Origin of the sequence: Modestobacter sp. Leaf380, from assembly GCF_001424485.1 — a bacterium.
Classification (GTDB): domain Bacteria; phylum Actinomycetota; class Actinomycetes; order Mycobacteriales; family Geodermatophilaceae; genus Klenkia.
In genome coordinates this window covers 452000-478646 of the sequence record NZ_LMQC01000001.1, presented here as the reverse complement: position 1 = coordinate 478646, position 26647 = coordinate 452000, and the positions used below count along the sequence as shown (strand labels likewise).

The 26647-nt window shown below is 74.3% G+C and carries 23 protein-coding genes and 1 pseudogene; 20 read left to right on the top strand and 4 right to left on the bottom strand.

Features of this window, described 5'->3' with window-relative positions:
• Nucleotides 1–162: 162 nt before the first annotated feature.
• The 4 genes from ASG41_RS24080 (at nt 163) to purH (ending at nt 5296) form a co-directional block, all read left to right on the top strand.
• Nucleotides 163–1647: a hypothetical protein gene (locus ASG41_RS24080; RefSeq protein ID WP_056289027.1), complete on the top strand. Its 1485-nt coding sequence runs from the start codon at nt 163–165 to the stop codon at nt 1645–1647.
• A gap of 207 nt (nt 1648–1854) precedes the next feature.
• The gene (locus ASG41_RS02195; protein ID WP_056289024.1) at nt 1855–3057 is read left to right on the top strand and encodes a DUF6350 family protein; all 1203 of its coding nucleotides are present in this window, start codon (nt 1855–1857) and stop codon (nt 3055–3057) included.
• A 41-nt stretch (nt 3058–3098) separates the two neighbouring features.
• The gene (gene purN, locus ASG41_RS02190; RefSeq protein ID WP_056289021.1) at nt 3099–3704 is read left to right on the top strand and encodes a phosphoribosylglycinamide formyltransferase; all 606 of its coding nucleotides are present in this window, start codon (nt 3099–3101) and stop codon (nt 3702–3704) included.
• Nucleotides 3705–3736: 32 nt separating this feature from the next.
• Nucleotides 3737–5296, top strand: a complete 1560-nt coding sequence (purH, locus tag ASG41_RS02185; protein ID WP_056289018.1) for a bifunctional phosphoribosylaminoimidazolecarboxamide formyltransferase/IMP cyclohydrolase — start codon at nt 3737–3739, stop codon at nt 5294–5296.
• Nucleotides 5297–5365: 69 nt separating this feature from the next.
• Here purH and ASG41_RS02180 read toward each other — a convergent pair whose 3' ends face one another.
• Nucleotides 5366–6154 carry a hypothetical protein gene (locus tag ASG41_RS02180; RefSeq protein WP_235564370.1) on the bottom strand — a complete coding sequence of 263 codons (789 nt, stop codon included), beginning with the start codon at nt 6152–6154 and terminating at the stop codon, nt 5366–5368.
• A 90-nt stretch (nt 6155–6244) separates the two neighbouring features.
• On the opposite strand from ASG41_RS02180, the gene ASG41_RS02175 reads away from it, so the two are divergent.
• From ASG41_RS02175 to ASG41_RS02155, 5 genes are all read left to right on the top strand, one after another.
• On the top strand, nt 6245–7114 hold the full coding sequence (locus tag ASG41_RS02175; RefSeq protein WP_056290173.1) for a bifunctional methylenetetrahydrofolate dehydrogenase/methenyltetrahydrofolate cyclohydrolase: 870 nt from the start codon (nt 6245–6247) through the stop codon (nt 7112–7114).
• Between the two features lie 5 nt (nt 7115–7119).
• On the top strand, nt 7120–7428 hold the full coding sequence (locus ASG41_RS02170) for a DUF3017 domain-containing protein (protein ID WP_082556466.1): 309 nt from the start codon (nt 7120–7122) through the stop codon (nt 7426–7428).
• A 47-nt stretch (nt 7429–7475) separates the two neighbouring features.
• Nucleotides 7476–8429 (top strand): malate dehydrogenase, encoded by a 954-nt coding sequence (locus tag ASG41_RS02165; protein ID WP_056289014.1) that lies wholly within the window; start codon nt 7476–7478, stop codon nt 8427–8429.
• A 48-nt stretch (nt 8430–8477) separates the two neighbouring features.
• On the top strand, nt 8478–9692 hold the full coding sequence (locus ASG41_RS02160; RefSeq protein ID WP_056289012.1) for an NADP-dependent isocitrate dehydrogenase: 1215 nt from the start codon (nt 8478–8480) through the stop codon (nt 9690–9692).
• Nucleotides 9693–10243: 551 nt separating this feature from the next.
• Entirely contained in the window at nt 10244–10558 is a 315-nt protein-coding gene (locus ASG41_RS02155; RefSeq protein WP_056289009.1) for a hypothetical protein, read from the top strand.
• A 39-nt stretch (nt 10559–10597) separates the two neighbouring features.
• Here ASG41_RS02155 and ASG41_RS24465 read toward each other — a convergent pair whose 3' ends face one another.
• Nucleotides 10598–11326, bottom strand: coding sequence for a CAP domain-containing protein (locus ASG41_RS24465; RefSeq protein WP_056289006.1), 729 nt, complete (start codon nt 11324–11326; stop codon nt 10598–10600).
• A gap of 307 nt (nt 11327–11633) precedes the next feature.
• Here ASG41_RS24465 and ASG41_RS02145 point away from each other — a divergent pair, with 307 nt between their 5' ends.
• Entirely contained in the window at nt 11634–12971 is a 1338-nt protein-coding gene (locus tag ASG41_RS02145) for a hemolysin family protein (protein ID WP_056289002.1), read from the top strand.
• Between the two features lie 51 nt (nt 12972–13022).
• Here ASG41_RS02145 and galE read toward each other — a convergent pair whose 3' ends face one another.
• A complete protein-coding gene (gene galE, locus ASG41_RS02140) occupies nt 13023–13976 on the bottom strand; it encodes a UDP-glucose 4-epimerase GalE (protein ID WP_056288999.1) in 954 nt (317 codons plus the stop codon).
• A 37-nt stretch (nt 13977–14013) separates the two neighbouring features.
• On the opposite strand from galE, the gene hisC reads away from it, so the two are divergent.
• The 4 genes and pseudogenes from hisC to ASG41_RS24460 form a co-directional block, all read left to right on the top strand.
• A complete protein-coding gene (gene hisC / locus ASG41_RS02135; RefSeq protein ID WP_235564368.1) occupies nt 14014–15138 on the top strand; it encodes a histidinol-phosphate transaminase in 1125 nt (374 codons plus the stop codon).
• A gap of 56 nt (nt 15139–15194) precedes the next feature.
• Nucleotides 15195–16214, top strand: a complete 1020-nt coding sequence (trpS, locus tag ASG41_RS02130; protein WP_056288993.1) for a tryptophan--tRNA ligase — start codon at nt 15195–15197, stop codon at nt 16212–16214.
• Between the two features lie 19 nt (nt 16215–16233).
• The gene (locus ASG41_RS02125) at nt 16234–16824 is read left to right on the top strand and encodes a 2'-5' RNA ligase family protein (RefSeq protein WP_056288991.1); all 591 of its coding nucleotides are present in this window, start codon (nt 16234–16236) and stop codon (nt 16822–16824) included.
• Between the two features lie 43 nt (nt 16825–16867).
• Nucleotides 16868–17755, top strand: a pseudogene (locus tag ASG41_RS24460) (YihY/virulence factor BrkB family protein); the annotation flags it as partial.
• A 109-nt stretch (nt 17756–17864) separates the two neighbouring features.
• Here the strand turns inward: ASG41_RS24460 and ASG41_RS22735 are convergent.
• Nucleotides 17865–19280: a D-alanyl-D-alanine carboxypeptidase family protein gene (locus ASG41_RS22735; RefSeq protein WP_082556463.1), complete on the bottom strand. Its 1416-nt coding sequence runs from the start codon at nt 19278–19280 to the stop codon at nt 17865–17867.
• Nucleotides 19281–19644: 364 nt separating this feature from the next.
• On the opposite strand from ASG41_RS22735, the gene ASG41_RS02100 reads away from it, so the two are divergent.
• The 6 genes from ASG41_RS02100 (at nt 19645) to ASG41_RS02075 (ending at nt 26644) form a co-directional block, all read left to right on the top strand.
• A complete protein-coding gene (locus tag ASG41_RS02100; RefSeq protein ID WP_235564365.1) occupies nt 19645–20712 on the top strand; it encodes a BMP family protein in 1068 nt (355 codons plus the stop codon).
• Nucleotides 20713–20921: 209 nt separating this feature from the next.
• Nucleotides 20922–22454, top strand: coding sequence for an ABC transporter ATP-binding protein (locus ASG41_RS02095; RefSeq protein WP_056288974.1), 1533 nt, complete (start codon nt 20922–20924; stop codon nt 22452–22454).
• Nucleotides 22451–23692, top strand: coding sequence for an ABC transporter permease (locus tag ASG41_RS02090; protein ID WP_235564364.1), 1242 nt, complete (start codon nt 22451–22453; stop codon nt 23690–23692). Before ASG41_RS02095 ends, ASG41_RS02090 begins: the two co-directional genes overlap by 4 nt.
• Entirely contained in the window at nt 23689–24960 is a 1272-nt protein-coding gene (locus ASG41_RS02085; protein ID WP_056288969.1) for an ABC transporter permease, read from the top strand. Before ASG41_RS02090 ends, ASG41_RS02085 begins: the two co-directional genes overlap by 4 nt.
• Nucleotides 24960–25367 (top strand): cytidine deaminase, encoded by a 408-nt coding sequence (locus ASG41_RS02080; protein ID WP_056288966.1) that lies wholly within the window; start codon nt 24960–24962, stop codon nt 25365–25367. The genes ASG41_RS02085 and ASG41_RS02080 overlap by 1 nt, the downstream gene beginning before the upstream one ends.
• Nucleotides 25364–26644: a thymidine phosphorylase gene (locus ASG41_RS02075; RefSeq protein WP_056288964.1), complete on the top strand. Its 1281-nt coding sequence runs from the start codon at nt 25364–25366 to the stop codon at nt 26642–26644. The genes ASG41_RS02080 and ASG41_RS02075 overlap by 4 nt, the downstream gene beginning before the upstream one ends.
• Nucleotides 26645–26647 lie beyond the last annotated feature (3 nt).

Here is a 26647-nt window from a genome sequence, read left to right as displayed (position 1 = left end):
GGGTGCCGGGCAGCGGTGCGTGTGGCCGCGGGAGCCCCCGACCCGGTCGGGTGGGACGCGCGCGCCGCGTTTGCATCGGCAGGGCGGGGTCGAGACCATGCGCGGAGGAAGATCGACACGGCACCGTGTCGAGTCCCGCCACACCTCAGGAGAATCCGCGCGATGACGACCAGTGGACCCGACCAGACACCGGGTGGTCCCGGGCAGCAGGGTCCGTCCGGGTACGGCGCCCCGCAGGCCCAGCAGCCCGGCGGCTGGGACCAGCCCGGGCAGGGCCGGTCCCCGCAGGGCGACTCCCCGCAGAGCCAGTCGCCCCAGAGCCAGTCACCGCAGGGCCAGCCCGGCTGGTCCCAGCCCGGCGGCCAGCCGTCCGGCGGGTGGGCGCCGTCCCAGCCGCAGCAGGGCCAGCCGCAGCAGGGCCAGCCGCAGCAGGGCCAGCCGGGACAGGGGCCCGCCGCCTACGGTCAGCCGCCCTACGGGCAGTCCCCGTACGGCCAGTCGCAGCAGGGTCAGCAGCAGGGGCCGCAGCAGGGATCAGGCGGTTGGGGCCAGCCCCAGGGCCAGCCGCCCTACGGGCAGCAGGTGGCCGGCGCTCCCGGGCAGTCCGCGGGGGCCGGGTTCGACCTCAAGAAGCTGAAGCTCGCCGACTACGTGGTCGGCGGTGCCGCGATCGTCTACCTGATCGCCGCGCTGTTCCCCTGGTACTCCTTCTCCTTCGGGTACTCCTTCAACGGCTTCGACTCCGGGCTGGTCGTCTTCGCCTTCGTCCTGCTGCTCGTCGCCGCGGTGTGGGCGTTGCTCCCGGCCGTCATCGACCTCGCCGTGCCCTTCCCGCGCGGGTTCGTGACCGTGGGTCTCACCGGGCTGGCGTTCCTGCTGACCCTGGTCGAGTGGATCAGCACCTTCGAGGTCGGCTTCAGCTTCTTCGCGCTGCTGGCCTTCCTGGTCTCCGGTGCTGCGCTGGCCTTCGCCGTGCTGGGGCTGCTCCCGGAGCTGAAAAACCGGCCGCAGCTGTCGGGCGGCCTGGCCAACGCCTCCCAGTGGGCCAACCAGCCCGCACCGCAGTTCGGCCAGCAGGGCCACGGTCCGCAGGGCCAGCAGGGCTACGGCCAGCAGGGCTACGGCCAGCAGGCCCAGCAGGGCTACGGCCAGCAGAGCTTCGGCCAGCAGGGTCCCGCCCCCCAGGGGTACGGCCAGCAGGCTCAGCAGGGCTCCGACCAGCAGTCCTCGGCCCAGCAGGGTCACGGCCAGCAGGCCCCGGCCCAGCAGGCCCCGGGCCAGCAGTCCTACGGGCAGTCCTCGTACGGGCAGCAGTCCTACGGGCAGCCGGGCCAGCCGTCGCAGCCCTACGGTCAGCAGACCCCGCCGGCCGGCTACGGCCAGCCCTCCGCCGGCTACGGCCAGCCCTCCGCGGGCTGGGGGCAGCCCGGCGCCGAGCAGGGTCCCGGCACGCCGTCCGGGCAGCAGGGCGGGTGGGCGCAGCCCGCGGGCCAGCCCCCGGCCCCGCCGACCTACGCCGCCCCGTCGACCCCGCCGCCGCCCGCGAGCAGCGGGAGCACCGGCAGCACCAGTGCCTCGGCCACCCCCTCCGGGGACGCCGACCGCGACGGGTCCGACCCGGACCGCCCGCGGCCCAGCGAGAGCTGACCGGCCGGGGCCCGTGCCCCGACCGCCACCCGCACGACCAGAGACCCGCCCCGGCGCCTGCCGGGGCGGGTCTCCGCCGTCCGGCGCACCCGTCCCGACCCCACCACCCACCCGTCGGGGGTGACCGATCCGTCACCGACGCCGCGAAGTCCCGGCCGACGGCGCGTGCACCACCCACGAGGCCGCCGCACTTGGGACAGTGGAGGGGTGACCTCCCTGCTCGCCCGACTCCCCGGCCGGGGTCCGTCGGCGCGGGACGGCGATGGCCGTCGGGCCGTCCACCCAGCCGGGCTCGCCGCGCTGACCGCACTGGCCGTCCCGGTCGTCGGGGTGCTGGGCCTGGCCCTGGCGCTGGTCGTGGTGGCCGCGCTGGACCCCGACGGCGGGTTGTCGCTGGGGGAGAACGCCCGGCTGGCCGGCCAGCTCTGGCTGCTCGCCCAGGGCGGGCGGCTGGACCTGGCGTCCGGTCCGCTGGCGATCGCCCCGCTGCTGCTCACCCTCGGCGCGGCGTGGGGGCTCTCCCGCGCCGTCCGGTCGGTGGTCGCCGGGGCCGACCTGCGGGACGCCCGCCCGGTCGGCCAGGTGCTCGGCGCCGTCGTCGTCGTCCACCTCGCCGGGACCGCTGCGCTCGCAGCCCTGGTCGACACCCCCGGGGCGCGGGTGGCCCTGGTGCCGGTGCTCACCGGCGCGCTGCTGCTCGTGCTGGCCGCCGGCGGCTGGGGAGCGCTCCGGGAGTCCGGTCTCGCGGGGGCGCTGGCCGACCGCGTGCCCGGTCCGGCCCGCGCGCTGGCGCGGGGCGCCCTCGCGGGGCTGCTGACCCTGCTCGCGCTGGCCCTCGTCGTCGTCGCGGTGGCCCTGGCCAGTGACGCCCGCGGCGCTGCCGCCCTGGCCACCGGGCTGGGCGGCGCCGGTGCCGGCGCGGTCGGCCTGCTGGGGCTGGGTGCCCTGCTGCTGCCCAACGCCGCCGCCGCCGTGCTCGGCCTGGCAGCCGGCCCCGGCTTCCTCGTGGGCGCCGGGACCCTGGTGTCCACCGGCGGCGTCACCCTGGGGGCGGTGCCCGCACTCCCGCTGCTGGCCGCGCTGCCCGACACCCAGGCCGTCCCGCTGCTGGCCTTCCTCTCCCAGGCGCTGCCCGTGCTGGCCGGCCTGGTCACCGGGGTGGCCCTGGCCCGCCGGCTGACCCTCGTCGACGGCGGTGCGCTGACCGCCGCGCTGTGGGGCGTCGTCGCCGGCGTCGGGGTGGGTGTGCTCGCCGGTCTGGTCGTGGCCGCCGGTTCGGGGCAGCTCGGGGACGGCGGTCTGGCCGAGGTCGGCGCACCCCCGCTGGCCACCGGACTGGCGATCGCCGCACAGGCCGGCCTCGCCGCCGCGGTGTCGGCCGCCGTCACCCGCTGGCGCCGGAGCAGCTGACCGGTCGGCGGCCCGCCCGCGCGGCGGTAGGGTCCCTGCACGTGCCGGTCGACCGCGAGCCCCCCGCCCGGGTGGTCGTGCTGGTCTCGGGGGTCGGGTCGCTGTGCCTGGCCCTGCTGCAGGCCCAGGCCGGTCCCGGCGAGGAGCCCGGCCCCTTCACGGTCGTGGCCGTCGGCGCCGACCGCGAGGCCGCCGGGCTGGCCGCCCCCCGCGAGCGCGGGCTGCCGACCTTCGTCGTCCGGCCCGCCGACCACCCCGACCGGGCCGCCTGGGACGACGCGCTGGCCCGCGAACTGGCCGCCCACCGGCCCGACCTGGTCGTCTGCGCCGGGTTCATGCGGCTGCTGGGCCCCGCCGTGCTCGCCGCCTTCGGTGGCCGGCTCGTGAACAGCCACCCCTCGCTGCTGCCCGCCTTCCCGGGTGCGCACGCCGTCCGCGACGCCCTGGCAGCCGGTGTCCCGGTGACCGGCGCGACCGTGCACCTGGTCGACGCCGGCCTGGACACCGGACCGGTGCTCGCCCAGGCGCCGGTCCCCGTCCTCGCCGGGGACGACGAGGCCCGGCTGCACGAGCGGGTCAAGGCCGTCGAGCGCGAGCTCCTCGTGGACACCGTCACCTCCCTGACCACCCGCACCGCACAGCCGTGACCGCACCCCCGACCAGGAACGAGAGCACCCCGATGAGCGACCGCACCCCCGTCCGCCGCGCCCTGGTCGGTGTCTACGACAAGACCGGGGTCGAGGAGCTGGCCCGTGGCCTGGCCGACGCCGGGGTCGAGCTGGTGAGCACCGGGGCCACCGCCGCCCGGATCGCCGCCGCCGGCATCCCGGTCACGCCCGTCGAGCAGGTCACCGGCTTCCCCGAGTGCCTGGACGGGCGGGTCAAGACCCTGCACCCGGCCGTGCACGCCGGCATCCTGGCCGACCGCCGCAAGCCCGACCACGTCCGCCAGCTCGACGAGCTCGGCATCGCCGCCTTCGACCTGGTCGTGGTGAACCTCTACCCGTTCAGCGAGACCGTCGCCTCCGGGGCCACCCCCGACGAGTGCGTGGAGCAGATCGACATCGGCGGGCCGGCGATGGTCCGCGCCGCCGCCAAGAACCACCCCTCGGTCGCCGTCGTCGTCGACCCGGCCCGGTACGCCGACGTCCTCGACGCCGTCCGGGCCGGCGGGTTCGAGCTGGGCCAGCGGCAGCGCCTGGCCGCCGCGGCCTTCCGGCACACCGCCGCCTACGACACCGCCGTCGCCTCCTGGATGGGGACGACGCTGGCCCCCGACGACGAGACCGGCTTCCCCGCCTGGTGGGGCGGGTCCTGGGACCGCGCCGACGTGCTGCGCTACGGGGAGAACCCGCACCAGGCCGCGGCGCTCTACCGCACCGCCGGGACGGCGACCGGGCTCGCGCAGGCCGAGCAGCTCCACGGCAAGCCGATGTCCTACAACAACTACGTCGACACCGACGCCGCCCGCCGGGCCGCCGCCGACCACGACGAGCCCTGCGTCGCGATCATCAAGCACGCCAACCCCTGTGGGATCGCCACCGGCCACGACCTGGCGCAGGCCCACCGCAAGGCGCACGCCTGCGACCCGGTGTCGGCCTTCGGTGGCGTGATCGCCGCCAACCGTGAGGTCGACCTGTCCACCGCCGAGCAGATCGCCGAGGTGTTCACCGAGGTCGTCGTCGCGCCGTCCTTCACCGAGGACGCGCTGGCCGTGCTGACCCGGAAGAAGAACATCCGGCTGCTGCGGCTGCCCGAGGGCGCCGGCACCGACGCAGTCGAGCTGCGCCCGATCAGCGGCGGACTGCTCGTCCAGCAGCCCGACCGCATCGACGCCGCCGGCGACGACCCGACCACCTGGACGCTGGCCACCGGCGACCCGGTCAGCGCCGACACCCTCGACGACCTCGTCTTCGCCTGGCGTGCGGTGCGCGCGGTGAAGTCCAACGCCATCCTGCTCGCCGCCGACGGCGCGACCGTCGGGGTCGGCATGGGCCAGGTCAACCGGGTCGACGCCGCCCGCCTGGCCGTCCAGCGGGCCGGGGAGCGGGCCACGGGCTCGGTCGCCGCATCCGACGCGTTCTTCCCCTTCGCCGACGGCCTGCAGGTGCTGCTGGAGGCCGGGGTCACCGCGGTCGTCCAGCCCGGTGGGTCGGTCCGCGACGAGGAGGTCACCGCAGCCGCCGCGGCAGCCGGCATCGCGCTCTACCTCACCGGCACCCGGCACTTCGCGCACTGAGAGAGGACCCCCGTGCCCCCCGGTCCACGCTCCGCGCGGACCGGGGCCCTGCACGGGGGCCGGCGGGCCTCAGGCGTGCTTCCGCCCGGTCAAGGCGGCCTTGAGGGCGCCCAGCAGGCCCAGGCCGGCGACGGCGAGGGCGAAGGAGAAGCCGATGTCGTAGTCGGCGAGGTCCCAGCCGGTGTCGGCCAGGGGCACCAGGCCCCCGGCCAGCACGGCCAGGGCGACCAGGAGTGCGAGCACGCCGAGGAACCGGTGCGACTTGGCGGGGACCAGCAGCAGCAGGCCGAGCAGGAAGAGCACCCCGCCGCCGAACACCACGGCCAGCGGCTGCCACAGGCCGGCGTCGAACACGCCCGTCCAGTCGGTGGCCAGCTGGTCCAGCCCGTCGCGCAGCAGGTCCAGCCCGGTGCGGCCCTCCGGCGTCCACGGCAGCAGCAGGCTGATGCCCGCGGCGACCCCGGCCAGCAGCAGCAGGAACGCCGCGACCGAGTCCGCCCGGCGGACCGCGACCGGTTCGGTGGACCAGGCCGGGGTGGTGCGGTCGACGTCGGAGTCCGGGTGCCAGGTGGTGCGCTCGGGCGCCGGGTCGGTGGGCACGTGCGCGGCGCGGGTCGTGCCCGGCAGCGTCTCGTCGCGGTGCCGTTCGGGGAGCGGGTGCACCGCGGTGGTCTGCTCGGCGACCGGGTCCCGGGGCGGGGTGTGGTCCACCCGCGTCTGGTCGACCCGGGTGCGGTCCTCGGGGCCGGCGTCGGCGCGCGGGGCGGGGTCCACCGGTGCCGGGGACGCACCGACCGGACGGGTCGGGTCCGCGGCACTGCCGGTGGCGCCGGTCGGCTGGGGGCGGGGCTCGGTCATCGGGTCTCCTCTGCAGATCCCGCGGCGGGGGAGCGCCGCTCCTGCGCGGACGAGCTTATGGGCGCCCGGTCCGTGCGGCAGACTGGCGCGGTGACCGCATCCCGACTCGACGGCAAGGCCACCGCAGCGGCGATCCGCACCGAGCTCACCGAGCGGGTGGCCGCCCTCGCCGCGGCCGGCCGGCGCCCGGGTCTGGGCACCCTGTTGGTCGGGGACGACCCGGGCAGCCGCTGGTACGTCAACGCCAAGCACTCCGACTGCGCCCAGGTCGGCATCGCCAGCATCCAGCGGGAGCTGCCCGCCGACGCCACCGAGGCCGACGTGCTGGCCGTCGTCGCCGAGCTCAACGCCGACCCCGCCTGCACCGGCTACATCGTCCAGCTCCCACTGCCCCGCCAGGTGTCCGAGGCCGCCGTCCTCGCCGCGATGGACCCGGCCAAGGACGCCGACGGCCTGCACCCCACCAACCTCGGCAAGCTCGTGCTGGGCGTCCCCGGCCCGCTGCCGTGCACCCCGCTGGGGATCGTGGAGATCCTCCGCCGGCACGGCGTCGAGCTCGCCGGCGCCGAGGTCACCGTCGTCGGCCGCGGCGTCACCGTCGGCCGCCCGCTGGGCCTGCTGCTCACCCGGCGCAGCGAGAACGCCACGGTCACCCTCTGCCACACCGGGACCCGTGACCTCGCCGTCCACACCCGGTCCGCCGACGTCGTGGTCGCCGCCGCCGGGGTGCCGGGCCTGCTGACCGCCGACATGGTCAAGCCCGGTGCCGCCGTCCTGGACGTCGGGGTCAGCCGGGTCGACGGCAAGATCGCCGGTGACGTGGCCGCCGACGTGTGGGACGTCGCCGGCTGGGTCGCGCCCAACCCCGGCGGGGTCGGGCCGATGACCCGGGCGATGCTGCTGTCCAACGTGGTGGCCCTGGCCGAGCAGGCCCAGGCTCCCGCCGTCGTCGTCGGCTGAGCGTCGTGCCCACCGTCACGCGGACCCCGCTGTACCTCCGGCGGCCGGTGCTGGCCGGGGTGCTGCGGCAGCTGCCCCTGACCGTCGTGCTCCTGGTGGTGGCAGCCGGCCTGCTGAGCGTGACCGGTGGCAACTGGCGGCGCGGTCTGGTGCTGATGGGCCTGGCCCTGGTGGTCGCCGCGGTCCTGCGGATGCTGCTGCCGGTGCGCCGGGTCGGGTTCCTCGCCATCCGCAGCCAGACCACCGATGTCGTGCTGAGCCTGGGTGCCGGGCTGTTGCTCACCGGCGTCGCGCTGGCCATCCCCGCGGTGTGAGCGCCCCGGCGGGCACGGAACCCCTGATCGCCGCTAGGTTTGGCGCCATGGCAGCGCAGCCCCGTACTGGCAAGGTCACCGTCGTGGGCGCCGGTTTCTACGGCTCCACGACCGCTCTGCGTCTCGCGGAGTACGACGTGTTCGACACCGTCGTGCTCACCGACATCGTCGAGGGCAAGCCCGAGGGCCTGGCCCTCGACATCAACCAGTCCCGGTCCATCGAGGGCTTCGAGACCGAGGTCGTGGGCGTCGGCGGTGGCTCCTACGAGGGCACCGAGGGCTCCGACGTCGTCGTCATCACCGCGGGCCTGCCCCGCAAGCCCGGGATGAGCCGGATGGACCTCATCGAGACCAACGCCGGCATCGTCCGGCAGGTCGCGGAGAACGTGGCGCGGACCTCGCCGGACGCCGTGGTGATCGTGGTCAGCAACCCGCTGGACGAGATGACCGCGCTGGCGCAGCTGGCCACCGGGTTCTCCACGAGCAAGGTGCTGGGCCAGGCCGGGATGCTGGACACCGCCCGGTTCACCGACAACGTCGCGCGCGAGCTCGGCGTCCCGGTGGCCTCGGTGCGCACGCTGACCCTGGGCAGTCACGGCGACACCATGGTCCCGGTCCCCAGCCGGTGCACCGTCGACGGCAAGCCGCTGTCCGAGGTGCTGGCCGCCGACCGCATCGCCCACCTGGTGGACCGGACCCGCAACGGCGGCGCCGAGGTCGTGGCGCTGCTCAAGACCGGTTCGGCCTACTACGCGCCGTCCGCGGCCGCGGCCCGGATGGCGAAGGCGGTCATCGAGGACTCCGGTGCGGTCATGCCGGTGTGCGCGTGGGTCGACGGCGAGTACGGCATCTCCGGGGTGTACCTGGGGGTGGAGGCCGAGATCGGCCGCGGTGGCGTGCGCCGCGTGGTCGAGGGCGACCTGACCGACGACGAGCTGGCCGGGCTGCGTGAGGCAGCCGAGGCCGTACGAGCCAAGCAGGCGGACATCGCCGACATGTGAGAGCCGACCCCTGACGGGTCGGTCCCCAACAGAGAGGGACAGCGTTTCGTGAGCAAGATCAAGGTGCAGGGCAAGGTCGTCGAGCTCGACGGCGACGAGATGACCCGGATCATCTGGCAGTTCATCAAGGACGAGCTGATCCTCAAGTACCTCGACGTCGACCTCGAGTACTACGACCTGGGCATGGAGAACCGCGACGCTACCGACGACCAGGTGACGATCGACGCGGCCAACGCCATCAAGGAGCACGGCGTCGGCGTCAAGTGCGCCACGATCACCCCGGACGAGGCGCGGGTCGAGGAGTTCGGCCTCAAGCAGATGTGGCGCTCGCCCAACGGGACGATCCGCAACATCCTCGGCGGCGTCATCTTCCGCGAGCCGATCATCATGCAGAACGTGCCGCGCCTGGTGCCGGGCTGGACCAAGCCGATCATCGTCGGCCGTCACGCCTACGGCGACCAGTACCGCGCCACCGACTTCAAGTTCCCCTCCGCGGGCACCCTGAAGGTCGTCTTCACCCCCGAGGACGGCGGCGAGACCATCGAGCGCGAGGTCTTCCAGGCCCCGTCGGCCGGCATCTCGCTGTCGATGTACAACCTGGACGACTCGATCCGGGACTTCGCCCGGGCCTCGCTGAACTACGGCCTGGCCCGCAACTACCCGGTGTACCTGTCGACCAAGAACACGATCCTCAAGGTCTACGACGGGCGCTTCAAGGACATCTTCCAGGAGATCTTCGACGCCGAGTTCAAGGAGAAGTTCGAGGCGGCCGGGATCACCTACGAGCACCGCCTGATCGACGACATGGTCGCGGCCAACCTCAAGTGGGAGGGCGGCTACGTCTGGGCGTGCAAGAACTACGACGGCGACGTCCAGTCCGACACCGTGGCGCAGGGCTTCGGCTCGCTGGGCCTGATGACCTCGGTGCTGGCCACCCCGGACGGCAAGACCGTCGAGGCCGAGGCCGCGCACGGCACGGTCACCCGGCACTACCGCCAGCACCAGGCCGGCAAGGAGACGTCGACCAACCCGATCGCGTCGATCTTCGCCTGGACCCGGGGCCTGGCCCACCGCGGCAAGCTGGACGGCACCCCCGAGGTCACCGAGTTCGCCGAGACCCTCGAGCGCGTGTGCATCGAGACCGTCGAGGGCGGCCAGATGACCAAGGACCTCGCCCTCCTCATCGGCAAGGACGCCCCCTGGCTGACCACCCAGGACTTCCTCGCCGCGATCGACACCAACCTCCAGAAGGCCATGGCCTGACGCAGGCGCTCCACGCGACGGCCCCCTCGACCCCCGCGGTCGAGGGGGCCGTCGCGCGTGCTGGGTCTCTCGACCGGCGCCCGGTGTCGGGGACACCGGGGCCCGGGCCGGCGAGCTCGTCGGCAGCGTCGTCCGCGGTGACCGGGTGGTCGGGTGTGGGCTGCTGACCGCCGACCAGCTCCGCAGCTCTGCGTGGCGGCGGCTCTTCCGAGGCGTCCACGTCGATGCCGCGGTGCCGGACACACACGGTGTCCGGGTCGCAGGCGCTCGCCTGCTGCTCCCACCGGCCGGGGTGCTCAGCGGCCGCAGCGCCGCGTGGCTGCTCGGGGTGGGTGAGGCGGCGGGGCCCGGGACGCCCGTGCAGGTCACCGTCCCCCGTGCCCACCGGTTCGGTCCGGTGACCGGCCTGGTGATCCGGCAGTCGGAGATCCCCGGGGCCGAGGTCGCCGTGACCGGTGGCGGTCGGCGCACCACTGCCCTGCGGACGGCGTGCGACCAACCGACTGCCGAGGCGGTCGCGCTGCTCGACGTCCTCCTCTCCCGGGGGGCTCGTGCGACCGGCCGAGCTGCGGGCCCGCGTCGCAGCGGCCGGGGCCGGTCCCGGTTGGCGGCGGGCCGAACGGGCGGTGGGACTGGCCGACGCGCGCGCCGCGTCGCTGCCCGAGTCGCTGCCCGAGTCGCGGACGCGGGTGCACCTGGCGCTGGCCGGACTGGTCGCCGTCCCGCAGTTCGAGGTCCGGGACGACGAGGGTCGCTGGCCGGCGCGGGTCGACCTCGCCTTCCCCGAGCTGCGGGTGGCCCTGGAGCGCGACGGCGCCTGGCACGGCGTACCCGGTCAGCTGGCGGAGGACGGGAGCGGGGCCTGACGAGCCGCCTGGGGCCCGATGTCCCCGAGACCGGGGTGGTCAGCGACCGAAGAGCTGGGTCCACCAGGGGCCACCGGGGCCCTGGACCACGCCGGTGCCCAGGCGGGTGTTGCCGCAGTCGAGGATGTTGTCGCGGTGGCCCTGGCTGGCCATCCAGCCGGCCATCACCGACGCCGCGTCGCCGTAGCCCTTCGCGATGTTCTCACCGCTGGCACCCGACACCCCGGCCGCGGCTGCCCGGTCCCAGGGGCTGAGCCCGTCGGGCGTGGTGTGGCTGAAGTACCCGCGGTCGCGCATGTCGGCGCTGTGCGCCCGGGCCACGGCGGCCAGACCGGTGTCGGCGACGACCGGCCCGCAACCGGCCGCGGCGCGCTCGGAGTTCACCAGGTCGAGCACGGCACCCTCGAGTCCCGGGTCACCGGCCGGTGCGGGGGCCGGTGCAGGCGCGGCTGCCGGTGCCGGTGCCGGTGCAGGCGCCGGTGCCTCCACCGGCGGGGGAGCGGCCGCAGAGCCGGCGGCGGCGGGCGGCTCGGTGGTGGTGGGCGCCGCAGTGGTGGGGACGGCCTCCGTCGTCGTCTCGGCCGTCGTCTCGGCGGTCGTCGTGGGCGGCGGTGTCTGGACGGTCGTGGACGTGGCCGCGGACGACGTGGTGGCCCGGCTGGTGGTCGAACCGGCCGCCGCGGCCGGGGTCGCGTCCGTGGACCCGGGCACGAGCCACAGCACGCCGCCGATCAGGGCGAGCACGGCGAGGGCGACGACGGCGGGCACCCAACGCCGCCGGGACCCCGTCCTGAGCAGGGAGCCGAGGCTGCGGGCGGAGCGCCGAGGGCGGGGTCTGCCGGGTCCGGTCATGGGGGTGGACCGTAACCGTGTGCGGAGCGTGTGCACCCTCGGTGACGCAGAGCGACGAGCGTGGCCGGCAGGCCCGTGACCAGCAACACCTGTGGAACGCGGGTGCCCGTCCGGCCGTTGCCGGGTGGACCGTCCGTCCTGGACACGGGACCCTGGGGCCTGCTCCGCAGCGCACGACACCCCGTCCCGCACCCGCCCCGAACCACAGAGGAGCACGCCGCCGGTGAGCGACGTCTGGCTCAACATCGTCATGGTCGTCGTCTTCGTGCTCATCGGCGGGGCCTTCGCCGGTGCGGAGATCGCCCTGGTCTCGCTGCGCGAGTCCCAGGTCCGCGCGCTGGGGGAGAAGGGCAAGCGCGGCACCGCGCTGACCAAGCTGCTCAGCGAGCCCAACCGGTTCCTGGCCGCGGTGCAGGTCGGCGTCACCCTGGCCGGCTTCTTCTCCGCCGCCTTCGGTGCCAGCACGCTCTCGGCACCGCTGGGGGAGTGGCTGGTCTCCGTCGGGCTGACCGAGGGGGTGGCGGACCCGTTGAGCTTCGTGCTGGTGACGATCGGGATCAGCTACCTGTCCCTCGTCGTCGGTGAGCTGACCCCCAAGCGCCTGGCCCTCCAGCGGGCCGAGGGCTTCTCCCTCGTCGTCGCCGGGCCGCTGAACCGGATCGCCACCGCGTTCCGGCCGGTCATCTGGCTGCTGTCGCGCTCCACCGACCTGCTGGTCCGGCTGCTGGGCGGGGACCCCAAGCAGAGCGGGGAGTCGATCAGCCAGGAGGAGCTGCGCGACCTGGTCGCGGCGCACGAGTCGCTGTCCAGCGACGAGCGCCGGCTCATCGACGAGGTCTTCCGCGCCGGTGACCGGGAGGTCCGCGAGGTGATGACCCCGCGCACCGAGGTCGACTTCCTGGAGGCCTCCACGACCGCCAGCCGCGCGGCCAAGCAGGTCGCGGAGTCCAGCCGCAGCCGCTACCCCGTCGTCGGCAAGAGCCAGGACGACGTCGTCGGCTTCGTGCACGTGCGCGACCTGTTCCTGCCCAACCACCCGGCCGGGCGGGCCGCGACCGTCGGGGACCTGGCGCGCGAGGTCAAGCAGCTGCCCGGCACGGCCGGGGTGCTGACCGCGCTGTCGGAGATGCGCAAGGAGAGCCAGCACCTGGCGATCGTCGTCGACGAGTACGGCGGCACCGACGGCATCGTGACGCTGGAGGACCTCATCGAGGAGGTCATCGGCGAGATCTACGACGAGTACGACGAGGACGCCGCCCCCGAGACCGACGACCCCGCCGAGGGCCCGCACGACGTCGAGGGCCTGCTGAACCTGGACGACTTCGCCGAGGCCACCGGCCTGCACCTGCCCGAGGGGCCCTACGAGACGGTGGCCGGCTGGGTGCTGGCCGAGCTGGGCCGCATCCCCACCGTCGGGGACTCCGTCGAGGTGGAGGGCCGGGAGCTCACCGTCACCGAGCTCGACGGACGGCGGATCGCCCGGCTCAGCGTGTCCCCGGCGCCGCCGCCGGAGATCGACGGCGAGACCCTGCGCGCGGGCGCGGCCGCCACCGAGCGCTGACGACACGGGCCCCGGCGCAGCAGCGCCGGGGCCCGTGGTGGTCGGGAGGGGTCAGGCCGGGCGGGCGAGCTCCCAGGCGTCGCGGACCATCGTGGTCAGCTCGGCGTGCTGCGGGGTCCAGCCCAGGTCCGCCCGGATGCGCGCCGAGGAGGCGACGAGCTGCGCGGGGTCCCCGGCCCGCCGGGCGCCGACGACGACGGGCACCGGGTGCCCGGTGACCTCGCGGACGGCGTCGACGACCTGCTGCACGCTGAACCCGGTGCCGTTGCCCAGGTTGTAGACCCGGTGCTCACCCGGCGCCGGCGCCGGCAGGGCCAGCAGGTGGGCGTCGGCCAGGTCCAGCACGTGCACGTAGTCCCGGACGCAGGTGCCGTCGGGGGTCGGGTAGTCCTCGCCGTAGACGGTGATCGCGTCTCGGGTGCCGGCCGCGACCTGCAGTGCGATCGGGATCAGGTGGGTCTCGGTGGCGTGCCGTTCGCCCCGGCCGTGCCCGGCGCCGGCGACGTTGAAGTACCGCAGGCTGACCGCGGCGAAGGAGTGCGCCACCGCGTAGGAGGTCAGCATGTGGTCGACGGCCAGCTTGGAGGCGCCGTAGGTGTTGGTCGGCCGGGTGGGGGCGTCCTCGGTGATCGGCACCGACTCGGGCTCGCCGTAGGTGGCCGCGGTGGAGGAGAAGACGATGCGCCGGCAGTCCACCGCCCGCATGGCCTCCAGCAGCGCCAGCGAGCCACCGACGTTGGTGTGCCAGTAGTCCTCCGGGGAGACCTGGCTGGCCCCGACCAGGCTCTTGGCGGCGAAGTGCAGCACCGCCTCGGGCCGGACGTCGGCCAGTACCGGGCCGGAGTCGTGCAGGGAGGCCCGGACCAGGGTCGCGCCGTCGGGGACGGCGTCGCCGTGACCGGTGGACAGGTCGTCCAGCACGGTCACCTCGTGACCGCCCTCCAGCAGGGAGGCCGTGACTACGCTGCCGATGTAGCCGGCTCCACCGGCGACCAGAACTCGCATGCGCACAGCCTGCCACCCACCGGAGGAGCTCGAGACCGTGGTCAGCCCCCGCCCCGCCGTGTCCGCCCTGCCCGTCTACCGGCCCGGTCGCAACCCGGCGGACCTGGCCCGCGAGATCGGCGTCCCGAGGGCGGTGAAGCTGGCCTCCAACGAGGTGGCGTTCCCGCCGCTGCCCGCCGTGGTCGCGGCCGTCACCGCCGCGGTGGGGGAGTCCAACCGGTACCCGGACAACGGCGCCGCCGTCCTCACCACGGCGCTGGCGCAGCGCTACGGCGTCGACCCCGGGCAGGTGGCGACCGGGTGCGGTGCGGTGACGCTGCTGCAGCAGGTCGCGCAGGCCTACAGCGAGCCGGGCACCAGCATGGTGTTCGCCTGGCGGTCCTTCGAGATGTACCCGCTGCTGGCCCAGGTCGCCGGTGCCGACGCCGTGCAGGTGTCGTTGACCGCCGGCGCCGAGGGCGGGGTGGCCGACACCCACGACCTGGACGCTCTGCTGGCCGCGATCGACGAGCGCACGCGCGTGGTGCTGGTCTGCAACCCGAACAACCCCACCGGGACGGCGGTCCGGCGGGCCGAGCTGGAGCGCTTCCTGGACGCCGTCCCCGCGTCCACCCTGGTGGTGCTCGACGAGGCCTACCGCGAGTTCGTCACCGACCCCGATGTGCCCGACGGCGTGGTGCTGATGCGCGGGCGGCCCAACGTCGCGGTGCTGCGGACGTTCTCCAAGGCCTGGGGCCTGGCGGGTCTACGGGTGGGCTACCTGCTCGCCGAGGACCCGGCCGTGGCCGAGGCCGTGCGCAAGACGCACGTGCCCTTCAGCGTCTCGATGGTCGCCCAGGCCGCCGCCGTCGCGGCGCTGGCCAGCGAGGACGAGGTGCGCCGCCGGGTGGCCGAGGTGACCGCCGAGCGCACCCGCCTGACCGCCGCACTGCGCGAGCGCGGGCACGTCCTGGCCGACAGCCAGGCCAACTTCGTGTGGCTGCCGGTGGGGGAGCGGACGGCCGCGCTGGCCGCGGCGCTGGAGGCCCGCGCCGTCATCACCCGGCCCTTCGCCGGGGAGGGGCTGCGGGTGACCGTGGGCACCCCGGAGGAGGACGACGTCTTCCTCGAGGCGCTGGACGCGGTGGCCCCCGAGGTGCTGGGCGTCGGCTCTCCGGCCTGACCCGGTGGGACCGGTCCCGCGGGTCCGGGACCGGTGCGGGTGTGGCGCGTGGTTCGATGAGGGACGTGCCTGCCCCCCGCGTGCTGTCCGGCATCCAGCCGACGGCGGACTCCTTCCACCTCGGCAACCACCTGGGTGCGTTGCGGCAGTGGGTCTCCATGCAGGCCGACCACGACGCCTTCTACTGCGTGGTGGACCTGCACGCCATCACCGTCGAGCAGGACCCGGCGGTGCTGCGTCGCCGCACCCTGGTCTCGGCCGCGCAGCTGCTCGCGCTGGGCGTCGACCCCTCGCGCAGTGCGCTCTTCGTGCAGAGCCACGTCCCCGAGCACGCCCAGCTGGGCTGGGTGCTGCAGTGCCTCACCGGTTTCGGCGAGGCCGGTCGGATGACCCAGTTCAAGGACAAGTCCACCCGGCAGGGCACCGGGGGCACCAGCGTCGGGCTGTTCACCTACCCGATCCTGCAGGCCGCGGACATCCTGCTCTACCAGGCGCAGCGGGTGCCGGTCGGTGAGGACCAGCGCCAGCACCTGGAGCTCACCCGCGACCTGGCCACCCGGTTCAACAGCCGCTTCGGCGACACCTTCGTGCTGCCCGAGGCCTTCATCCCGCAGGGTGCGGCCAAGGTGCTGGACCTGCAGCAGCCGGACAAGAAGATGTCCAAGAGCCTGCCCGAGGCCGGCTGCGTGAACCTGCTCGACGACCCGAAGGTGACCGCCAAGCGGATCCGCAGCGCGGTCACCGACACCGGCCGCGAGGTCGTCTTCGACCCGCAGGACAAGCCCGGGGTGAGCAACCTGCTCACCATCCACTCGGCGCTGTCCGGGGAGACCGTGGCCGCCCTCGAGGAGCGCTTCGCCGGGCGTGGCTACGGCGACCTGAAGAAGGAGCTCGCCGACGTCGTGACCGACGCCTACGCCCCGGTCCAGGCCCGCACCGCCGAGCTGCTGGCGGACACCACCGAGCTCGAGCAGGTGCTCGCCGCCGGCGCCGCCAAGGCCCGCGCGGTCGCCGCCCCGACGCTGGCCACGGTGTACGACCGGATCGGCTTCCTGCGGCCCGTGGGGGCCCCGTGAGCACGGGGAGGGTGGTCCGGTGAGCCCGGTCCCGCGTCGTCACGACGACACGTTCGTCCCGCGTCGGGCCCGCCGCAGCACCGCCGACACCGCGGTGATCGGCGTGGTGGTCGACGTCCCCGAGCCGTGGGCGCAGCTGCTGGTGGAGTGGCGCACCAAGTGCGGGGACCCCCAGGCCAGCCTGGTCCCGCCGCACGTGACGCTGCTGCCGCCCACCGAGGTGCCGACCGTTGACCGCACCACCATCGCCGGGCACCTCGCCGAGGTCGCCCGCCGGCACTCGTCCTTCGACCTGCGACTACGCGGCACCGACACCTTCCGGCCGGTCTCCGAGGTCGTCTACGTCGCCGTCGCCGCGGGCGTGCCCGACTGCGCGCAGATCGCCGCCGACGTGCGCAGCGGACCGCTGCAGCGGCCGCTGACGTTCCCGTACCACCCGCACGTGACCGTGGCCCACGACGTGCCCACCGACATGCTCGACATGGCCGCCGGCGAGCTCGCCGAGCTGGCCGCGGACTTCCGGGTCGAGCACTTCACCGAGTTCGAGCAGCTGCCCGACGGCACCTGGGCCGTGGCCCGCCAGTACCCGCTCACCGGTCCCACCCGCTGAGCCCGCCGGGCGCGGCCCACCCCCAGCTGCGAAGATCGGCCCGGTGACCACACCCGCGCCCGAGCAGCAGGGCAACGTGATCACCCGGCTGGTGGACCGCCTGCGCGACCAGCTGCGCCACCAGCGCGCCCGGCACCCGTGGCTGGACCACGCCGTGCACGCCGGCGGCACGTACAACCGGGCCCAGGGCGACGTGCTGGCCTCCAGCGTCACCTACTACGCCTTCCTGGCGCTGTTCCCGGTCCTGCTGCTGCTGGCCTCCATCGCCGGTTTCGTGCTGGCCGGGTCCCCGCTGCTGCAGGTGCAGCTCATCGACGCCATCCGGGACGCGGTGCCCGGCGGCACCGGTGACTCGCTGGCCCAGGAGGTCACCCGGGCCATCGACAACCGCGGCACCACCGGCGTCATCGGGCTCGTCGGGTTCCTGTTCGTCGGCCTGGGTGCGATGGACAAGCTGCGGGTCGGCATGGACGTGGTCTGGCGCGGGCAGCCCGACCAGCCCGACTTCATCGGCGACCGGCTCAAGGACCTCGTCGTGCTGCTGGGCTTCGCCGTCGCGGGCATCACCTCGATCGCGCTGACCACCGGGACGACGGCGGCCTCGTCCTGGGTGCTGGACCTGCTGGGCGTCGACGAGGTGCCCGGCTTCTTCCTGCTCACCGCCGCGCTGGGCATCGGGCTGGCCCTGGTGGGGGACACCCTGGTGTTCCTCTGGGTGCTCAAGGGCGTGCCGAACACCCCCTACCGGGTCCGCGAGCTGCTGCCCGGTGCCGTCTTCGGCGCGGTGGGCTTCGAGCTGCTGAAGTTCCTGGGCGGCTACTACCTGCGCGTGCTGTCGGGCAACGTCACCGTCGCGGCGCTGGGCAGCTTCGTCGGCCTGGTCATCTGGATCAACGTGGTGGCCCGCTTCGCCTTCTTCACCGCCGCGTGGACGGCGACCCTGCCGGCCGTCGAGCACGCCGACACCGACGTCCCGCTCGGCCCGGAGGCCCCGACCCGGCTGCCCGACGTGGTGCTCGTGGACGAGCGCGGACGCGGACCTACGCCCTGGGGGCTGGCGGCCGGTCTGGTCGGGGTCGGCGCTGTGGTGGGGGCCGTCTCGTCGAGGGTGCTGCCCCGTCTGCGGGTGCGTCGCCCGGTCCGGGACGACGTCCCGACCGAGCGCTGAGCCCGGCGCCGACGGCCACCGGCCGCATGGCGCGACGTCGTCCGACGACGGTCGCGCCGACGATGGCGACCGCGCCGACGGCGAGCCCGATCGGCAGCAGCGGGGACTCCCCGTCGGTGGTGGACGCGGCCGACGCGGGGCTGGGGGCGACCGCCTCCTCGGCCGACAGCGAGCCGTCGGCGGGGGTGGCGGCCGAGGGCAGCGCCACCGGCTCGGTCTCCCCGGGGTCCACGAGACGGCCCAGCTGCGGGTTCCCGGCGTCCCCGCCCGGGGTGGCGAAGCCCCAGTCGAGCAGGCGCTCGGCCTGCTCGGTGGTGGAGACGGGGAAGCGCTCGGTCTGCATCAGGCTGACCACCAGGCGGCGCCCGTCGCGCTCGGCGGCGGCGACGAAGGTGTGCCGGGCAGCGTCGGTGAACCCGGTCTTCCCGCCCAGGGTGCCCGGGTACTCGGTGAGCAGGGTGTTCTGGGACTGGATCTGGTAGCCCTCGGTCAGCCCGGGGACGGCCGGCATCTGCGCGGTGCGGGTCTGCAGGACCGCCGCGGTCGTGGGGTCCTCCACCAGCTGGCGCATCACCAGGGCCAGGTCGTAGGGCGAGGAGCTCTGCCCGGCCACGTCCAGTCCGGACGGGGTGCCGGCGACGGTGTCCAGCGCGCCGATCCGCTGGGCGTTGGCGTTCATCGCGGCCAGCGTGGCCTCGACCCCACCGGCCGCGCGGGCCAGGGCGTTGGCCGCGTCGTTGCCCGACTGCATGACCAGGGCGTCGAACAGCAGTGACACCGGGTACTGGCCGCCGGCGACCAGCCCGACCCGGCTGCCCTCGACCGACTCGTCCTCGCGGGTGCCCTCGACGACGAGGGCGGGGTCCAGCTGGGGTGCCAGGGTGAGCAGCGTCAGGGTCTTGAGCGTGCTGGCCGGGTAGTAGCGGCCGTGCGGGTCCTGGGTGCCGAGCACCTCGCCGGTGTCCATGTCGGCGACCAGCCAGCCTCGGGCGTCGATGCCCTCGGGCAGTGCCGGGGCGCCGTCCACGGTGACCAGGCCGCGGGTGTCCAGGCCCTCCCCGCCGACCGTGCTGCCGTCGGGGGCGGTGCCCTGCGGCGGACCGCCGTCCGGGGGCGCGGTGGGGGTCGGGGCCGCCGGGTCGACGGTCAACCGGGCCGCGCTGCCCGAGGCGTCCTCGGCCAGGGCGGCCGGTGCCGCGCCGAGGACGGCGAGGCCGGCGACCAGGGTGAGGGCCAGCCCCCGGAGGGCCGGGCGGGCCGTCCGCCCGGCGGGCAGCAGGGATCGCATGGGGGGTGACGTTAACCGCGGCGTCCTCGGGGCGGGGCCCGGCGCGCGTGTGTGGTGGGTGTTGCCGGGTCCTGATGATCGGGGCGCTGGGCCGGGACTGGGTGTGTGGTGGGTGTTGCCGGGTCCTGATGATCGGGGCGCTGGGCCGGGACCGGGTGTGTGGTGGGTGTTGCCGGGTCCTAACGATCGGGTCTCGGTGTCCGGCCGGACCCCCCGCAGCCCGAGCGCCCGCGGTTAGCGTGCCGGAGTCGTTGCTGGCGCCACCGGTCTTCTGCGTGGCTGCGGGCAGCGGGACCGGAGTGCACACCCCGGGGCACCCCTCCACCCGCGGGTGGGCGGGAGCCCCATACGAGAGGAGATCGTCTTGCGCCGAGCGCGTGGGATGAAGGCCGCAGCCCTGCTGCTGGCCGGCAGCTTGGCCCTGGCCGCGTGTGCCAGCGACGAGGACACCAGCGGCAGTGGTGGCAGCGGCGGCGGTGACAGCAGCGAGATGCCGCAGATCGGTCTCGCCTACGACACCGGCGGCCGGGGTGACAAGTCCTTCAACGACTCCGCCTACGCCGGCGTCGAGGCTGCGGTGGAGGCCTTCGGTGGCACGGCCGAGGACAACATCCAGGAGCTCTCGCCCAACAGCGACGCCTCCAACCGGGCGGACCTGCTGACCCAGCTGGCCGACCAGGGCTTCAACCCGATCATCGCGGTGGGCTTCGCCTACGGCGACGTCATCGGCGAGGTCGCCACCCAGTACCCCGACGTCGACTTCGCGGTCGTCGACTCCACCGGTGTGGACGTCGCCGACAACGTGACCGGTCTGCTCTTCGCCGCCAACGAGGGCTCCTTCCTCGGCGGCGTCGCGGCGGCCACCAAGTCCGAGACCGACCACGTCGGCTTCGTCGGTGGCGTCGAGACCCCGCTGATCCAGTCCTTCGAGGCCGGCTTCACCGCCGGTGCGCAGGCCGTGAACCCCGACGTCATCGTCGACGTGCAGTACATCTCCCCGGCCGGTGACTTCTCCGGCTTCAACGACCCGGCCCGTGGCCAGGTCGTCGCCCAGGGCATGTTCGACGGTGGCGCGGACATCGTCTACGCCGCCGCCGGCGGTTCGGGCACCGGTGTCTTCCAGGCCGCTGCCGCCTCGGGCGGCCGGGCGATCGGCGTCGACTCCGACCAGTACGAGACCGTCGGTGACGCCTCGCTGCAGTCGGTCATCATGACCTCGGTCCTCAAGCGCGTGGACAACGCGGTGGAGGCCTACATCGGCACCGTCGTCGACGGGTCCGTCGAGGGTGGCGTCGACGTGGTCAACGACCTGTCCACCGAGGGCGTGGGCCTGTCCTACTCCGGTGGGTTCATCGACGACATCCAGAGCACCATCGACGACTACACCCAGCAGATCGTCGACGGCGAGATCACGGTCCCCGAGACCCCGTGACCTCGGGCCGCTGATCGCGGCACCGGAGGTCTCAGCACTCCCTGCACAGCGACGGCGGGCCCGGGCGGTACACGTCCGGGCCCGCCGTTTCTGCTGTGTACCGTCCTCCCGTCGGGACGACGACGGGCCTGCGCGCCCGCACCGCCGCAGATCGTGCGGCCGGGCAGGACCACGAGGCACGACCGAGACGGCGTCGAGAGAGGCACCCAGTGACGGAGTCAGCACCCCTCGCGGTGGAGCTGCGGGGGATCACCAAGCGGTTCCCCGGGGTGGTCGCGAACTCAGACATCGAGCTGCGGGTGGCCCGCGGTGAGGTGCACGCGATCGTGGGGGAGAACGGCGCCGGCAAGTCGACGCTGATGAAGACCCTGTACGGCATGCACCGCCCCGACGAGGGGCAGATCCTGCTCGACGGCCGTGAGGTCGTCTTCAAGAGCCCCGGGGACGCGATCGCGGCCGGCGTGGGCATGGTGCACCAGCACTTCATGCTGGCCGACAACCTGACGGTGTTGGAGAACGTGGTCCTGGGCGCGGAGAAGGCGCACGGCATCGGTGCCGCCGCCCGCCGCCGGATCACCGAGATCTCCGACGCCTACGCGTTGGGGCTGCAGCCCGACGACCTGGTCGAGGACCTGGGCGTGGGTGACCGGCAGCGGGTGGAGATCGCCAAGGTGCTCTACCGCGGGGCGACCACGCTGATCCTGGACGAGCCGACCGCGGTGCTGGTGCCCCAGGAGGTCGACGAGCTCTTCGGCAACCTGGCCGAGCTCAAGCGCGAGGGTCTGACGGTCATCTTCATCTCCCACAAGCTCGACGAGGTCCGCAAGGTCGCGGACTCCATCACCGTGATCCGCCGGGGCACGACCGTGGGCACCGCGGACCCGGCGACGACGACGGCCAAGCAGCTGGCCGAGATGATGGTCGGGGCCCAGCTGCCCACCCCGCAGACCCGCACCTCCACCGTCCGGGACACCCCGGTGCTGCAGCTGACCGGGGTCACCGTCGCCGGGCAGGGCACCCGCCCCGCGGTGGACGAGGTGACGCTGACCGTCCGCGAGGGCGAGGTGCTGGGCATCGCCGGTGTCGAGGGCAACGGCCAGGCCGAGCTGGTGGACGCGATCATGGGCCTGCGCCCGCTGGCCGCCGGCACCATCGTGCTGGGCGCCGAGGACATCACCGGCTGGACCACCCGCACCCGCCGGGAGCGGGGCATCGGGTTCATCCCCGAGGACCGGCACCGCCAGGGCATGCTGCTGGAGGCGCCGCTGTGGGAGAACCGGGTGCTGGGCCACCAGACCGAGGCGCCGTCGGCCAAGGGCTTCTTCATCGACCGCAAGGGCGCCGTCGCCGACACCGAGCGGATCATGCGCGAGTACGACGTGCGGGCCCCCGGGGCGGACACCCTGGCCGTGGCGCTGTCGGGCGGGAACCAGCAGAAGCTCATCGTCGGCCGCGAGATGAGCGCGAAGCCGCGGCTGCTCATCGCCGCGCACCCCACCCGGGGGGTCGACGTCGGTGCCCAGTCCGTCATCTGGGAGCTGCTCAAGGACGCCCGCGCGGAGGGGATGGGGATCGTGCTGATCTCGGCGGACCTGGACGAGCTGATCGGCCTGTCCGACACGCTCACCGTCATGTTGCGCGGCGGCGTCGTCGCCACGTTGGACCCCGGTGAGGTCACCCCCGAGCAGCTCGGCGGCTACATGACCGGTGCGGTCGCGGGCACCCCGGCGGGTGCGGCGTGAAGGCGCTGACCCGTGTCGGGCAGACCCTGCTGGCCCCGGTCCTGGCCGTCCTCATCGCCCTGGTGATCTCCGCGGCGGTCATGCTGGCCATCGGCGTGGACCCCTTCCGGGCGCTGGAGGTGATGGTCGACTTCGGCGACACCCCCAGCCAGCAGACCACCGCGATCGTGGTGGTGCTCAACCGGGCGGTCCCGCTCTTCCTGGCCGGTCTCGCGGTGGCCGTGGCCTTCCGGATGGGCCTGTTCAACATCGGCGTCGAGGGCCAGTACCGGATGGCCACCGTGCTCGCCGCCGGCGCCGGGGCCGCGGTCTCGCTGCCCGCCCCGCTGCACGTGCTGGTGATCATCGTCGTGGCGATGCTGGTGGGGGCCGTGTGGGCGGGCATCGTCGCCGTCCTCAAGGTCACCCGCGGCGTCAGCGAGGTGATCAGCTCGATCATGCTGAACTTCATCGCGCTGGGGCTGGCGTCCTTCCTGCTCACCGGCCCGCTGCGCGGCAGTGAGCCCGGCGCCTCGATCATCACGACCGAGGAGATCCCGGAGTCGGGTTGGTTCCCCTCGCTCAACGGGGTCTTCGGCGCCATCGGCCTGGCCGACCCGCCGCGGCAGCTCTACGGCTTCCTGCTGGTCGCCCTCGTCGTGGGCGTCGTGGTCGCGGTCGTCATCAAGCGCACCCGGTTCGGCTTCGACCTGCGGGCCACCGGCCTGTCGGCGTCGGCGGCCTCGGCCAGCGGCGTCAACGCCCGCCGGATGGTCCTCACCACCATGCTGCTCTCCGGTGCCACCGCCGGGCTGATCGGCCTGCCCGACCTGCTGGGCTCCAACCACACCTACGGCACCGAGTTCACCTCGGGACTGGGCTTCCTGGGCATCGCGGTGGCCCTGCTGGGCCGCAACAACCCGCTGGGCATCGCCATCGCCGCGGTGCTCTTCGCCTTCCTCGACCGGGCGGCGGTGCCGCTGCAGATCGCCGGCATCCCGTCCTCGGTGGTCACGATCATCCAGGGCACCATCGTGCTGGCCGTGGTCGTGGCCAACGAGGTGTCCCGCCGGATCACCCGCCGCCAGGCCGAGTCCGGCAGCGCCGTCGCCCCGCCCTCCACCGGGGACGGCAGCACCGGCGGCGGCCAGGGACCCGACGGCGGACCGCCGCCGGACGGTCCGGTCGGCACCGGACCCGCCCTGACCAACGCCACCGGCGCCGCCGGCCGCACCAGCCCGACGGGGAGCACCTCATGAGCAGCGCCGTCGCCACCGCCCCCTCGCGCGGGCCGGTGACCGAGCTCTTCCTGGGCGGTGGCCGGGGCCGCCGGATCACCTGGATCGTCGTGGGCCTGCTGGTGCTGGTCTCCGCCGTGCGGGTGGTCTCCGGGCAGCAGGCGCTGACGTCGTCCTCGACGATGGCCGCCACCCTGCTGCTGGCCGTGCCGCTGCTGCTGGTCGCCCTGGGCGGTCTGTTCGCCGAGCGCGCCGGCGTGGTCAACATCGGCCTGGACGGGATGATGATCCTGGGCACCTGGGGCGCCGGGTTCGCCGGCTACCAGTGGGGCTGGCAGGGCGCGGTCGTCGGCGGACTGGTCATGGGCGCCCTGGGTGGGCTGCTGCACGCCGTGGCCACCGTGACCTTCGGTGTCGACCACGTCATCTCCGGCGTCGCGATCAACATCCTGGCCGGCGGTGTCGTCCGGTTCCTCTCCGAGACGCTCTACACCGACAACCCCGCCGGCGGTGGCGTCACCCAGTCCCCGGCGCTGTCCTCCCGGCCGCCGACGTTCTCCCTGCCGGTGCTGTCCTCCGGCCCGGACCTGCTGGGGGACCTGGAGTCCAAGGGCTGGTTCCTGCTCAGCGACCTGGCCGGGGTGCTGCGTGGGGTGTCCTCCGGCGTCGGGGTGCTCACCGTCGTCGCCGTCCTGCTGGTGCCCGCGGCCTACCTGCTGCTGTGGAAGACCGCGTTCGGGCTGCGGCTGCGCTCCTGCGGGGAGAACCCGGCCGCCGCGGACTCCCTGGGCGTGCCGGTCTACCGGCTCAAGTACACCGCCGTCATCGTCTCCGGCGCCCTGGCCGGCCTGGGCGGTGTCTTCCTGGTCTTCATCGCCAACATCTACCGCGAGGGCCAGACCAACGGCCGTGGCTTCATCGGCCTGGCCGCGCTGATCTTCGGCAACTGGCGCCCCGGCGGCCTGGCCGCCGGCGCCGGGCTCTTCGGCTTCGCCGACGCCCTGCAGCTGCGCAGCCGCACCGGCGTCGTCGCGCTGCTCCTGCTGGTCGCGGTCCTGCTGCTGGCCGTGGCCGTCTACCAGGTCACCCGCCGCAAGCTGGCCCAGGCCGTCACCGCCGCCGTCTTCGCCGCGGCCTCGCTGAGCGCCTACCTGACCATCGACGAGCTGCCCGAGGGCATCGTCTCCTTCACCCCGCACATCACCACGCTGCTGGTGCTGTCACTGGCCTCCCAGCGGCTGCGGATGCCCAAGGCCGACGGACTCGTGTACCGGAGAGGCGAACACTGATGCCCGAGATCGACTGGGACGCGCTGCGCTCGGCGGCCCGCGAGGCCATGACGCACGCCTACGCCCCGTACTCGCACTTCCCGGTCGGCGTCGCCGGGCTGGTCGACGACGGCCGGGTGGTCACCGGCTGCAACGTGGAGAACGCCTCGTACGGCATCGGGCTGTGCGCCGAGTGCGGCATGGTCAGCGAGCTGGCCCGCTCCGGTGGCGGCCGCCTGGTCGCCGTCGCGTGCGTCGGCGGGGACGGGCAGCCGCTGATGCCCTGCGGGCGCTGTCGGCAGCTGCTCTGGGAGTTCGGCGGCGCGGAGATGATGATCGAGACGGTGTCGCTGGGGATCGTGCCGATGCGCGAGGTGCTCCCGGACGCCTTCGGCCCCGAGGACCTGGTCGCGGCGGCCGCCCGGTGAGCACCCACGACGCCATCGACGTCATCCGGGCCAAGCGGGACGGCGTCGAGCTCACCGGTGACCAGATCCGCTGGGTCATCGGCGCGTACACCGCCGGCCAGGTGCCCGACGAGCAGATGAGCGCGCTGCTGATGAGCGTGTTCTTCCGCGGCATGACGCCGGCCGAGCTGGCCACCTGGACCCAGGCGATGATCGACTCCGGCGTCCGCAAGGACCTCACCGGCCTGGGCCGGCCGACCGCGGACAAGCACTCGACCGGCGGGGTGGGGGACAAGACCACGCTGCCGCTGGCGCCCCTGGTGGCCGCCTGCGGCGTCGCCGTCCCGCAGCTGTCCGGGCGCGGGCTGGGGCACACCGGCGGCACGCTGGACAAGCTGGAGGCCATCCCCGGCTGGCGCGCGCAGCTCACCGACGAGGAGTACGTGCAGCAGCTGCGCGACGTGGGCGCGGTGGTGTGTGCAGCCGGCAACGACCTGGCCCCGGCGGACAAGCTGCTCTACGCGCTGCGCGACGTCACCGGCACCGTCGAGTCGATCCCGCTGATCGCCAGCTCGATCATGAGCAAGAAGATTGCCGAGGGCGCGGACGCGCTGGTCCTGGACGTCAAGACCGGCAGCGGCGCCTTCATGAAGGACGTCGAGAGCAGCCGCGAGCTGGCCCGCACCATGGTCGGCCTGGGTGAGGCCGCCGGCGTGCACACCGTGGCCCTGGTGACGGCGATGGACCGCCCGCTGGGCCGCGCGGCGGGCAACGCCGTCGAGGTCGCGGAGTCCCTCGAGGTGCTGGCCGGCGGGGGACCGGCCGACCTGGTCGAGCTGACATTGGCGCTGGCCCGGGAGATGCTCGCCGGCGCCGGCCGCGGTGACGTCGACCCCGCCGCGGCACTGGCCGACGGCCGCGCCATGGACGTGTGGCGGGCGATGATCCGCGCCCAGGGTGGGGACCCCGACGCGGCCCTGCCCCAGCCCACCGAGCGGCACGTCGTGGTGGCCCCGGCCACCGGCACGCTGACCCGGCTGGACGCCTTCTCCCTCGGCGTCGCCGCGTGGCGGCTGGGTGCCGGCCGGGCCCGCAAGGAGGACCCGGTCTCGGCGTCCGCGGGCGTCGTCTGGCACGCCGGGGTGGGGGAGCAGGTGACCGCCGGGCAGCCGCTGCTGGAGCTGCAGACCGACGACGCCTCCCGCATCGAGCGCGCCCTGGGCGCCCTCGAGGGCGCCGTCGGGGTGGACACCGACGACGTCCCGCTGCCCCTGGTGGTCGACCGCATCACCGCCTGAGTG

Excerpts from the sequence above, each read along its gene's own strand:
- ASG41_RS02085 (WP_056288969.1), top strand. The coding sequence starts at position 23,689 with ATGAGCAGCGCCGTCGCCACCGCCCCCTCGCGCGGGCCGGTGACCGAG.
- ASG41_RS02080 (WP_056288966.1), top strand. The coding sequence starts at position 24,960 with ATGCCCGAGATCGACTGGGACGCGCTGCGCTCGGCGGCCCGCGAGGCC.
- ASG41_RS02165 (WP_056289014.1), top strand. The coding sequence starts at position 7,476 with ATGGCAGCGCAGCCCCGTACTGGCAAGGTCACCGTCGTGGGCGCCGGT.
- ASG41_RS02180 (WP_235564370.1), bottom strand. The coding sequence starts at position 6,154 with ATGACCGAGCCCCGCCCCCAGCCGACCGGCGCCACCGGCAGTGCCGCG.
- trpS (WP_056288993.1), top strand. The coding sequence starts at position 15,195 with ATGAGGGACGTGCCTGCCCCCCGCGTGCTGTCCGGCATCCAGCCGACG.
- purH (WP_056289018.1), top strand. The coding sequence starts at position 3,737 with ATGAGCGACCGCACCCCCGTCCGCCGCGCCCTGGTCGGTGTCTACGAC.
- galE (WP_056288999.1), bottom strand. The coding sequence starts at position 13,976 with ATGCGAGTTCTGGTCGCCGGTGGAGCCGGCTACATCGGCAGCGTAGTC.
- ASG41_RS24080 (WP_056289027.1), top strand. The coding sequence starts at position 163 with ATGACGACCAGTGGACCCGACCAGACACCGGGTGGTCCCGGGCAGCAG.
- ASG41_RS22735 (WP_082556463.1), bottom strand. The coding sequence starts at position 19,280 with ATGCGATCCCTGCTGCCCGCCGGGCGGACGGCCCGCCCGGCCCTCCGG.